The organism is Streptomyces sp. NPDC057428 (assembly GCF_042803195.1).
In the GTDB taxonomy this organism is placed as follows: domain Bacteria; phylum Actinomycetota; class Actinomycetes; order Streptomycetales; family Streptomycetaceae; genus Streptomyces.
Map to the genome: position 1 here is coordinate 16669 of NZ_JBHVCT010000081.1, position 11283 is coordinate 27951.

Annotated in this window: 6 protein-coding genes and 1 pseudogene; 4 read left to right on the forward strand and 3 right to left on the reverse strand. The window is 70.4% G+C overall.

The genetic code is table 11. From position 1 onward, the window contains the following. The first annotated feature begins 188 nt into the window (after window positions 1–188). Complete coding sequence (locus ACFU5K_RS25160) at window positions 189–4256, forward strand: PAS domain-containing protein (protein ID WP_384065531.1); 4068 nt, start codon at window positions 189–191, stop codon at window positions 4254–4256. Window positions 4257–4364: 108 nt separating this feature from the next. On the opposite strand, the gene ACFU5K_RS25165 is transcribed toward ACFU5K_RS25160, so the two are convergent. From ACFU5K_RS25165 to ACFU5K_RS25175, 3 genes are all read right to left on the reverse strand, one after another. Beyond that, window positions 4365–6011 carry a long-chain fatty acid--CoA ligase gene (locus ACFU5K_RS25165; RefSeq protein WP_384065533.1) on the reverse strand — a complete coding sequence of 549 codons (1647 nt, stop codon included), beginning with the start codon at window positions 6009–6011 and terminating at the stop codon, window positions 4365–4367. A gap of 193 nt (window positions 6012–6204) precedes the next feature. Further along, window positions 6205–6759 carry a SigE family RNA polymerase sigma factor gene (locus ACFU5K_RS25170; protein ID WP_384065535.1) on the reverse strand — a complete coding sequence of 185 codons (555 nt, stop codon included), beginning with the start codon at window positions 6757–6759 and terminating at the stop codon, window positions 6205–6207. A gap of 213 nt (window positions 6760–6972) precedes the next feature. Next, on the reverse strand, window positions 6973–7290 hold the full coding sequence (locus tag ACFU5K_RS25175; RefSeq protein WP_384065536.1) for a hypothetical protein: 318 nt from the start codon (window positions 7288–7290) through the stop codon (window positions 6973–6975). 244 nt (window positions 7291–7534) lie between these two features. Here ACFU5K_RS25175 and ACFU5K_RS25180 point away from each other — a divergent pair. From ACFU5K_RS25180 to ACFU5K_RS25190, 3 genes and pseudogenes are all read left to right on the forward strand, one after another. Beyond that, window positions 7535–7940, forward strand: a pseudogene (locus tag ACFU5K_RS25180) (bifunctional DNA primase/polymerase); the annotation flags it as partial. A 119-nt stretch (window positions 7941–8059) separates the two neighbouring features. Further along, window positions 8060–9250, forward strand: coding sequence for a tyrosine-type recombinase/integrase (locus tag ACFU5K_RS25185; RefSeq protein ID WP_384065538.1), 1191 nt, complete (start codon window positions 8060–8062; stop codon window positions 9248–9250). Further along, window positions 9240–11234, forward strand: coding sequence for a tyrosine-type recombinase/integrase (locus ACFU5K_RS25190; protein WP_384065540.1), 1995 nt, complete (start codon window positions 9240–9242; stop codon window positions 11232–11234). Before ACFU5K_RS25185 ends, ACFU5K_RS25190 begins: the two co-directional genes overlap by 11 nt. The last annotated feature ends 49 nt before the right edge of the window (window positions 11235–11283 follow it).

An 11283-nucleotide genomic window follows, 5' to 3' on the forward strand; every position in this document is an offset into this window, starting at 1 on the left:
GGCGCGCGAGGTCACGCCGTGGACCACCGGCGTGCGCCGTGTGCACAGAACCTTGGTGAGAGCTCCCCCTCATCCGCCGCCCCTCACGCGCTCCCTGCCTTTAGACTCCTCCAGTGACAGCCTGAGGCCCGAGGGGCAGGATGGGGCCCGCTGTCGGCAAGGTGCGGTATTCAGGGAGGAAGCGTCTCGTGAGCAGCAGGCCATCCCGAGGCACTGCTCGCCTCGCAGCCATACTCGACGCCCTTCCGGACGGGCTCCTGCTCGTCAACTGCAACGGCACGGTCGTCAACGCCAACACCATCGCCCTCGAAATGTTCGAGACCCCGGGCACCGCGCTCGTGGGACGCGGACTGCTCGATCTGCTTCCGGAGTTCGACTCCAGGCTGATCCCGGGGTCGATGCGCAGGCCGGATGCTGCGGACGAGCAGGGCAGGACCAAGCCCACGCGCATGGTCGCGCGCCGGACCGACGGCACCGAATACCCCGCCGAGGTCACCAGCGCCTCCCTGGACAGCGGGCAGGCCGGGTACAACGACATCCACTCCAGCTATACGGGCGACGAGCTGCTCATGCTCGTCGTACGCGACCTCTCGGGCACCGTCGACACCGAGGCCGAACTGGCCCGTTCGCAGCGGCAGACCGAGATGATCCTGCGCGCCGCCTCCGAGGGCGTCGTGGGTACGGACACCGACGGCCGGGTCGTCCTGGTCAACCCCGCCGCAGCGCAGATCCTCGGCTTTCGCGCGAGCGATCTCGGCGGCAAGGAACTCCACCCGCTGATCCTGCACTCGCGGGCGGAGGGGGAGCCGTTCCCGTACGACGAATCGCCGCTGGCGGACACCCTGCGGTCCGGACGCAAGCACCGGGTGCGCGGGCAGGTGCTCTGGTCCAAGAGCGGTGCACAGGTGCCGGTGGACCTGACCACCGCACCGGTGCGCGACGGGGACCAACTGGTCGGCGCCGTCATGACGTTCACCGACCGCAGGCCCTACGAGGAACTGACGGAGCAGCACACCGACGAGGTCTCCGGTCTCACCGAGAGGCACGCCGCCGAGATCGCCGAGCTCACCGAGAAGCACCGCGCCGAGGTCGAGGCGCTCACCGAACAGCACGCGGCTGAAACCGCCGACCGGACCGAGCGCTACGCCTCCGAACTCGAGGAGACGACCGAGCGCCTGGCCGATCTCGGCGAGCGTCACACCCAGCTCACCGCAGTCCTCGGCGAGTCCCTGCGGGGGCCCCTGGAAGAGCTACGCGGGGAGCTTTCGGCACTCGCCGCCGACCCGGCCGGCCAACTCTGGCCCGAGGCCAACCAGATACTGCACCACCTCGCCGCGGGCTACGCGCGCATGACGACACTCGTCGACAACGTCCTGAGCTACCAGCGCCTGGACAGCGGAACCGAGGAGCTCAGCAAGCTGCCCGTACTGCTCGACTCGGTGGTGACGGCCGGCATCGACGGAGCGGTCGAGCTGATCGGTCCCGGCCGTGCCCAGTTCGCGGTGCACGCGCCGCCGATCGAGGCCGAGGTCGACGCGGGCCGTCTGATCACGGCGCTCGCCCATCTCGTCGCCGACGTGGCAGGAGTCGACTCCACGGGCAAGGCCCGGCTGGTCCCCGGTGGCGGCTACGTCGACTCCACCGTCGTCGTGGCCGCGGCCCAGCGGGGCGACGTGGTCCGGATCGAGGTACGCGGACCGTTCGCCGGGGGTGACCCGGTGCACGTGCCGATCGTGCGCGGGATCGTACGAGCGCACGACGGCGTGCTCCAGACGCACGAGATGCCGGGCATGAGCGGCAGCGCCTATGTCCTGGAGGTGCCGATCGGCACGGGCGCCGGCACGATCGCACCGGCGCCACTCCCGGTCGTGGAGGAACCCGTCGTGGCCGAACCCGTCGTGGCGGAACCCGTTGTAGAGGAACCCGTCGTAGAGGAACCCGTCCCGCAGCCCGCTCAGGGTGGACGCCGCCGGGCGCGCAGGTCGTCCACGGACGCGTTCCTGGACGCCGCGACGGACGGCCCCGCGCCGGACGGAGACACCGCGGCGGCGGAGCCGACCGGGCGGCGCAGGGCGCGACGGGAACCCGGCGTGCCGCAGGAGCAGCAGCCGGCGGACATGGCCCCACCTCAGCGAAGCGAGGGTTCCGGACGCAGGCGCGGCCGTCCCAGCCCCGCGGAGGCCGCCGCCCCGGCTCCGGAGGACCGTTCCCGGCAGGCCCTGGCACTCCCCGCCGCAACGCCCTCCGGGCCCTCCGAGGGTTCCGTGGTGACGGCCGCCGAAGGTGCCCAGGGGGGCGGACGACCCCAGCTCGGGCAGACGGTGCCACCGCAGGGTGTGCCGCAGAGCGCATCCGGCCGGCCAGGACGTCAGGGCGGCGCCGACCAGGCCGCCCTGCCCGCTCTCGCCTCGGCCGAGGCCCAGGGCCGGCAGGACCGGTCCCAGGAGGAGGAGCCGGCCCAGCAGCCCGGCGGGCGGCGTGCACGACGAGCTCTCGCGGCCGCGCAGGATCGCGCTGCGGCGGCCGAGCCCACGGGGCCACGTACCGCGTTCGCGCTGCCCCCGGCAGCAGCGGACCGTGTTCCGCCCATGGCGCCGGGTGCACCCGTGGTGACGCCTGGGCAGGCAGTGGTGACTTCCCCTCAGGTCATGCCCCAGGCACCGGCGGCCGGCCGCCCCGTGCAGACGAGTCAGCCGCGCCGGCCCGGGACGACTCGGCCCGACGTGCCGGATGCCCTGCCCGCAGGCATCCCGCCGGCCGAGCGCCACGACGCCGTACGGACCGAGCCGGACGCCGATCACACCCCGCCGCAGCCGCACCCCCTGCCGTCCGGTCGCCGGAGGGCACGCCCCGCCGAGGCGCCCGAGGCCCAGGCCGGCCCCGGACAGCCGCTGCCCGCCGTCCCGCCGCAGCCCGACTGGGCGCAGTCCGGCACGTCCGGGCAGGGCCTGGCGGGGCTGGTGCACGAGGGCGGTGCGCAGGCGCCCGGCGATGACCCGTGGGAGGCCCCCGGCGCCACCGCACACACGACGGGGACCGCCGCCCCTTCTGCTGTCCAGGCCGCCTCGGGAGAGGCCGGGCCCCGTCCTGGCGAGGGCGGCACCCACGCTCCGGACGCGCGACGCCGGCCGCTGCCGGCCGAGGCCCCGATGTCGTCCTCCGACTCGACGCAGGGCCGTGCGTTCAGCGTGCGGACGCTGGGCCAGGGCGTGCCGTTCGCGCAGCACCTCGCGCATCAGCAGAACCAGACACTGGGCGGCGCCGGACGCCGACGCAAGCTCACCGCCCCTCCGGAGGCCGAGCCCTCCACGCAGGACGTCCCGGCTCCGGTCCCGCCGCAGGCTGCGGCCCAGGGGAGCACCACGCAGGGTTCGGGTTCCGGCCGGCTGCTGTCCGCGCCGACGTCCGAGGGCCGTGCGTACGCGATAGGGGCACCCGACGAGGGCGCCGAAGGACCGGAGCCGCTGGACGGCCCCGGTGGTGCCGTGGAGGTGGCGAACCGGCCGCAGCCGCACCCCGTCGACGACGAGCTCCCTCCGGAGCCTCTGGACAACCCGCGCCGGCTGCTCGTCTGGCCCGCGCCCGACGTCTCCACCCAGCAGGCCCTCAGCGACCGGGGTTACCGCCCGGTGATCGTGCACTCGCGGGAGGAGGTCGACGCCCAGATCGCGGCGTTCCCCGCCGCGCTGTTCGTCGACCCGCTGACCGGCCCCATCACCCGTACGGCGCTGCAGTCGCTGCGTCAGGCAGCCGTGGCGGCGGAGGTCCCGGTGCTGGTGACGGCAGGTCTGGGGCAGGCCACGAGGGAGGCGGCTTACGGCGCCGACCCTGCGGTACTCCTGAAGGCGCTCGCTCCGCGCGACAGCGACCAGCATCCGCCGCGCGTCCTGGTGATCGAGGAGCACGAGCCGATCGCGCTGGCGCTGACGGAGACGCTGGAGCGGCGCGGCATGCAGGTCGCCCGGGCCTCGGGGGACAGCGAGGCGGTCGAACTCGCCACCCGGATCCGGCCGAACCTGGTCGTGATGGACCTCATGCAGGTACGCCGCAGGCGTGCGGGAATCATCGACTGGCTGCGCGCGAACGGCGCTCTGAACCAGACCCCGCTGGTCGTCTACACCTCGGCGGGCATGGACGAGTCCGAACTGCCGAGACTCACTTCGGGCGAGACCGTGCTCTTCCTGGCCGAGCGTTCGACGAGCGACGAGGTGCAGTCCCGGATCGTGGACCTGCTGGCGAAGATTGGGACGAACTGACCGTCGGCCGCACGACGCACGCACGACGGACGCACGGAACGAGGGCGGTGCGGGGAGACCCGTACCGCCCTCGTCCTGCGCCCCGGCCCGTGTGCCGGGCCGCCGGGATCAGAGCTGTGTGACGTCCAGTTCACCGGCCGCGTGCTGCCTGCGGATCACCTTTTTGTCGAACTTGCCCACGCTCGTCTTCGGCACCGCCGGGATGATCGTCCAGCGCTCGGGCAGTTGCCACTTCGCGACGGACTGGGCGAGGAAGGTCCTGAGCGCGCCGAAGTCGGCCGTGACGCCCTCCTTGAGCACGACGGTCGCGAGGGGGCGCTCGCCCCACTTGTCGTCCGGGACGGCGACGACCGCGGCCTCGGCCACGTCCGGGTGGGCCATGAGCGCGTTCTCCAGTTCGACGCTGGAGATCCACTCACCGCCGGACTTGATGACGTCCTTGGCCCGGTCGGTGAGCGTGAGGTAGCCGTCCGCGCTGATCACGCCGACGTCACCCGTCTTCAGCCAGCCGTCCTCGCTGAACTTGTCCTCGGGCCGCAGGTCCTCGCCGTTCGCGCCGCCGTAGTACGCGCCGGCGATCCAGGCACCCCGCACCTCCAGCTCCCCCGCGGACTCGCCGTCCCACGGCAGGTGTTCCCCTCCGGGGCCGACCAGCCGCGCCTCCACACCCGCCGGGAAACGGCCCTGCGTGATGCGGTACGGCCACTCCTGCGCCTCGGTGAGCCCGGCCGGGGGGTTGGACATGGTGCCGAGCGGCGACGTCTCCGTCATCCCCCAGGCGTGGCAGAGCCGGACACCCAGCTTGTCGTACGCCTCCATCAGGGAGGGCGGACAGGCAGAGCCGCCGATGGTGACACTGGTCATGGAGCTCAGGTCGCGCGGCTTGGCGGTGACCTCGGCGAGCAGCCCCTGCCAGATAGTCGGGACGGCGGCCGCGTGCGTCGGGCGCTCCTTCTCGATCATGTCGGCGAGCGGCGCCGGCTGGAGGAAGCGGTCGGGCATGAGCATGTTGACGCCGGTCATGAAGGTCGCGTGCGGCAGCCCCCACGCGTTCACGTGGAACTGGGGCACGACGACCAGGGTCGTGTCCTTGTCGGTCAGGCCCATCGACTCGGCCATGTTGACCTGCATCGAGTGCAGGTAGACGGAGCGGTGGGAGTAGACGACGCCCTTCGGGTCACCGGTGGTGCCGGAGGTGTAGCACATGGCGGCCGCCCGGCGTTCGTCCAGCTCCGGCCAGTCGAAGGTGGTGGGCCGTCCGGCGATCAGGTCCTCGTAGTCGTGCACCCGGGGCGTGACCCCGTCCAGCACGGAGCGGTCGCCGGTTCCGGAGACCACCACGTGCTCGACCGAGGGGAGGTGGGGGAGCAGCGGCGCGAGCAGCGGCAGCAGCGAACCGTTGACGAGGACGACCTTGTCGTCGGCGTGGTTGACGATCCAGATCAGCTGCTCGACGGGGAGCCGGAGGTTGAGCGTGTGGAGCACGGCGCCCATCGAGGGGATCGCCAGGTACGCCTCGACGTGCTCGGCGTTGTTCCACATGAGGGTCGCGACGCGCTGGTCACCGTCCACGCCCAGCTCGTCGCGCAGGGCGTTGGCCAGTTGCGTGGCGCGTTCACCGATTTCGGCGAAACTGCGCCGATGCGGCTCCGGTTCGCCGGTCCAGGTCGTCACCTGCGACTTCCCGTGAATGGTCATTCCATGGGCCAGGATGCGGGTGACAGTCAGCGGTACGTCCTGCATGGTGCTCAGCACGGCGTCCTCCCGGTGGGCGCTACGCGGCGGTAAGAGTGCGCTGATTCTGCTCACATACCACGCGGTATGTCACTACTTCCGGGAGTACGAATCGATGTCGGCCGACATGACGGGGCCGGGCTGGCGCGGCGCCGGAGAGCCGGAATCGCTGTACGGGGGCCAGGTCCGGGGGCCGTCGCGGGCGAGGACGACCTCACCGCAAGGGACTGAGCTCAGGGTCCTCACGGAGTTTCCCGAGCGCCCGCGACACGGCGCTCTTGACCGTCCCGACGGACACACCCATCACCGCGGCGGTCTGCACCTCGCTCAGGTCCTCGTAGTACCGCAGGACGACCATGGCCCGCTGGCGGTCCGGCAGTCTGAGCACGGCCCGCCACATCGCGTCGTGCAATGACTGCTGCTCGGCGGGGTCGGGAGCGGGCGGCGCCTCTTTCTCCGGCAGTTCCTCGCAGGCGAACTCGTCGACCTTGCGCTTGCGCCACTGCGACGTGCGGGTGTTCACCAGAGCGCGGCGTACGTAGCCGTCGAGGGCCCTGTGGTCCTCGATCCGCTCCCAGGCGACGTACGTCTTGGTGAGAGCGGTCTGCAGCAGATCCTCGGCATCACTCGGGTTCGCGGTGAGGGACCGCGCGGTGCGCAGCAGCACGGGCCCCCGCGCCCGTACGTACGACGAGAACGACGGATAGCGGCGGTGTCCTGCGGATGCGGCGACCGCCCTGGAGGCACCGGCGCAGACTGGCGTGGTCATGTCTCCACGCTAGGAGCGGGCACCCGCGAGGGGATCGGCCCCAGGTCCCGAAGCCACGTCCGCCTCAGGTTGTAGGGGTGGGGCGGGCCTCACCTCCTGAAGGTGGAGAGGCCCCGGCCGCACTCAGGGTCCTCACCCCGGGGACACCCGCTCCCCGGCGCACGAAACCGGCCCGTGCGGCGGCGGCGGCGCCACTGCCGCACGGGCTCCCGCTCAGTTCACCCAGAGCGGCGAGAAGGTCACGTAGACGAAGGTGGTGGACTGGTCGATGTACGCGAAGGGCGACCCGATCACCTGCGCGGAGTTGCTGTGGTTGGAGGCCCCCGCGCCGACGGCCTGCTGCTGCGAAGTGGACGAGTTGCCGGAGTTGTCACCACCGACACCGCCGGACCCGATGGTCGCCACCCCCGCGTTCGATCCGTCGCTCGCCAACGCGCCGTTGTCGGCCGCGGCGACTCCACCGAACAGAGCGGCGGCCAGAGGGAGCGCGGCAACGACGGCGAGGGCGCGGGCGGTACGGGTACGTGCCATGTCAATTCCTCCAGGAACCGGAAAGCGGCTTGTTACGGCTGATTCCGGAGCGGCCGGCCGGCCGCTCCGACGCTGGTCGCGACGTCGCGGAGCAGAACTGCCCACAGCCTCTCCGCCGAACCGCACGGGCCCCGCGGTTCCCCCGCACGGATGAGGGTGGCCGGTTAAACCCCGCGCGGGCCGGCGCACCATCACCCGCACACGCCCCCTTCCCTTCTTCGAACGTCTGTACGAAAATGCCTCCATGGCCACTACCGACCGGCAGACCGCCACCCTGGCCCTGGCCCATGCGCTCTCCGCCGCCGAGCGCGGGCTCCCCGTCTTCCCGCTGTCCGCCACCAAGCTCCCCGCCCTGCGTTCCCCGCACCACGACGAGGACCCGCCCGTGCGCTGCCGGGGGGAATGCGGGCTGCCCGGTCACGGCGTCCACGACGCCACCACCGATCCGGCCGCCGTCCGCGCGCTCTTCGCCGCCGCCCCCCAGAGCCACCGGCTACGGCATCGCCTGCGGGCGCGCCCCGCGCCGCCTCATCGGCATCGACCTGGACGTCGACACCACCCACGGCAACGACTCCGTCGCCGCGCTCCAGCAGCTGGCCCTCGAGCACCTGTTCACCATCCCGCCTACCGTCACGGTGCTCACGCCCAGCGTTATCAACGGGGCCTGAGCTCATCTCTTCTATGTCTTTGATGAGCGTCACCGTGAGCGTTCTGTGTCGTTGATGCATTGCTATCAACGGGTGTTTCTCAACGAGACGGAACAGCATCAATGGCACACAGCTTGGCAGTCCGGCCTGAGAGTGGGCGGCGGACGTGGACCGTAGTAGATGAGAAGTACCGGACGGTCGTCCCGATAGAGGAGTGGCTGGAGGCTCACCGGCACCTGTGGTCGCCGAACACCGTCCGCGGCTATGCCACGTCGCTGGCCCAGTGGTGGACATTCCTCGAACAGCGCGACGAGACCACAAAGTGGCGGGATCTCGGGGTCCCGGCGGTCTCCGGGTTCCTGTCCTGGCTGCGCAACGGCCGCACCGCCGAGCACGCCCTGGTCGAGCCCGAGGAAGCGCCCGCGCCGGAGACGCTGGAGGCCAGGCTTGCTGCGCTGATCTCCTTCTACCGCTGGCAGGAGGCGGTCTTCTCGGTGCCGGTCGCGGGTCGACTGATGCGCGGAACGCCACGTCGGGCCCCCGCCCGCGGGCTACTCGCGCACCTGGATGCCCGCACGGCGCCGAGCCCGTCCTCCCTGGTCCGGGTACGGCGGCATCGCCATCGCGAGCGACCGCCGCTCCTGCTGCCGACGGAGATCCAGGCGATCCTGGACGGCTGCGCGAGACCGGACCGCTCCAGTGGCGAGTGGGCGGGGAACCTGCGCGACCGACTGCTGTTCGCGTTGCTCGCGGAGAGCGGGATGCGCCTGGGAGAGGCCCTCGGTCTGCGCATCAGCGACTTCATCATGGGCCGGGGCGGCACGCCCTATGTCGAGATCGTGCCGCGCGAGGACAATCAGAACGGGGCAAGGGTGAAGATGATGCGCCCGCGGCGGGTTTACGTCGGCACTGACCTGGAGCGACTGTTCGTCGACTATCTAACCCATCTGGCATGCCGGTCATCCGAGTTGGGCCGGGAGATTAATACAGAATCGCCGCTTCTGGTGAACCTTGATCGGCCCCCGCTGCTGGCCGCCTTGCGGGATGGGACAGTACGGGACAAGACCGCTGCCCTGCGCAGGAAGAACATCGGGCCGACGTCGTGGACGCCGCACTGGTTCCGCCATAGCCACGCCACCGCCTTGCTGCTGGCTGGCACGCCTGAGTGGGTGGTCTCCCGCCGCCTCGGGCACGCACATGTTCAGACCACACTTGACCTATATGGCTGGGTCCGGGAGGACGAGGCTCTGCGGGCCGCTGCGAACTGGAAGTCGTACACCAGCGGATGGCAGGTGGCCGACAGTGAGCGATGATCTCCGCCGTCTGCGCCTGGCCGGCCAGATCGACCCCATCGACCGTCTCCGCCGCGACCTCCCCGACGCCTGGCGAGGTCCAGTCATCGGCCCCGACATCCCCAACTGGCGAACCGCCCCTGGGGCCCACCACGACAATCTCATCCTGACCGGGCTTCCCGAGACCTTCCAGATCGAGCTGGCCTGGATGGCACACTGGCAGGAAGTCGTGGACGGCACACCCGCCTCGGTCCAACCGATCAACCAGTTCGTGCTCGTCCTGCGCCTGGCGATGAAGGAAAACAAGCCGTTCCCCGCGTCAATCCGAGAGATGAGCTGGGAGACAGCCGAAGCACTGCTCGCCTGGTTCTACGCAACCCGCTGGAAGAAGCTCCTCCCCGAGCATGGCCGCAGCCGCCTGCGAGCCGTGTTCCGATTCGCCCGTTGGGCCATGATCGCGCGCTGCCATGACGGGCCCTGGTGGGAGCTGGACGTATGGCATCCCCGCTGCAATCCGCGAATTCCCATCTCACCGCGAGAACCACACAACAGCCGTGTCTCACCCAGCCGGATCAAGCACACCTGGCTTCGCGCCGCCGTCAAATGGCACCTGGGCACCAGCCTGGAAGCCGGCACCATGCGCTGGTCCACCATCAGCCAGACCCGGCTCTTGGTGCGATTCGACCGATGGCTCACGGTCGCCTTCGACGACTCCACGGACGTGCTCGGCGACTCCGCAGCGGCACCTGCCCAGGCGGCGGCATTCCGGCACTGGGACGCCGACCCGGCCAACCGCTGGCTCCGGCCACGAGACCGGTCAGAGAAAGGCGTGGTGCACCCCCGACTCATCAACAACGACCTGCAAGCAGTCGGTGAACTGTTCGCATTCGTTGCAGAGAATGCGACTGAGGCTCGTTCGATTCTCGGCCCGTCATCGCCTTGGCAACGCGTCACCGAGGCACACGCGGCTAGCTGGTTTCACCAGGCATCCCTGCGCACACCCCGGCAACACGATCTCAACGACGAGCACTACGTCGACGATCACGCCCTTGCGCAGATCACCGCCGCGCTGCCTCTGATCGGTCTGCCACGCGGGCAGCAGATGACCGTCACCCGCAGCGACGGCACCCAGGTCTCGGCCGAAGGCTTCGGCGATCCGCAGGCCATGCGCATGATCCTGCTCCAGATCTTGACCGGTCGCCGCGCCAGCGAGGTCCGTATCTGCGAGTTCGACTGCCTCTCGTCAGCAGAAGGGCCGACGGACGCAGACGGCGAGGTCGCTCGTTTCCGCTACGCCCAAAGCAAGATCGATATCGCGCCGGACACCATCCTCATCGACCGCGAAGTCGCCGCGGTCATCGAGGAACAGCGGCAGTGGATCCGTGAGCAATTCCCGAACATCGAGCCCCGGTTCCTGTTCACCCAGCGCATCAGCAACCTCGCTGGCTCCAAGCCCTACGCTTCGGGCACCTATGGCCGGGCCCTGCGCAACTTCAGCGACGTCGTCCAGATTCGGGACAGCAAGGGCAAGCCGGTGAAGCTCAGCCACACGCACCGGTTCCGGCACACCAAACTCACCCGGCTCGCTGAACTCGGCCTACCTGTGCATGTGTTGATGCGCTATGCCGGGCATGCCACCCCCTCGATGTCGATGCACTACATCGCTGCCCGCCAGGAGCACGCTGAGCAGGCCTTCCTGGCCACCGCCAAGCTCAAGGCGGACGGCACCCAGCTCGCCTTCTCCCACAACGACCACGACAGCCTCCACCTGTTCAACCGCGCCGACCGGTTCCTTCCCCACGGCTGGTGTCTGCTGCCGCCACTGCAGAACTGCGACAAGGGAAATGCCTGCCTGACCTGCTCGGTCTTCGTCACCGATGCCTCCCACCAGCCTGCTCTGGAGCGGCAACTGGCGGAGACCGAATCCCTGGTCGACCGCGCAACCACGGCCTTCCAGGAAGGGTGCGGATCCTTTCCAGGGACGGTTGAGCTGGGGTTTCGCTGATCTGGGTGTGGTTGGGGTGGCGGCTTGTCTACCGTGGCGGTAGAGGAGG

What these genes read in the sequence shown, in the direction of transcription:
- ACFU5K_RS25170 (WP_384065535.1), bottom strand. Translation starts at nt 6,759, where the DNA reads ATGACCACGCCAGTCTGCGCCGGTGCCTCCAGGGCGGTCGCCGCATCC.
- ACFU5K_RS25175 (WP_384065536.1), bottom strand. Translation starts at nt 7,290, where the DNA reads ATGGCACGTACCCGTACCGCCCGCGCCCTCGCCGTCGTTGCCGCGCTC.
- ACFU5K_RS25185 (WP_384065538.1), top strand. Translation starts at nt 8,060, where the DNA reads ATGGCACACAGCTTGGCAGTCCGGCCTGAGAGTGGGCGGCGGACGTGG.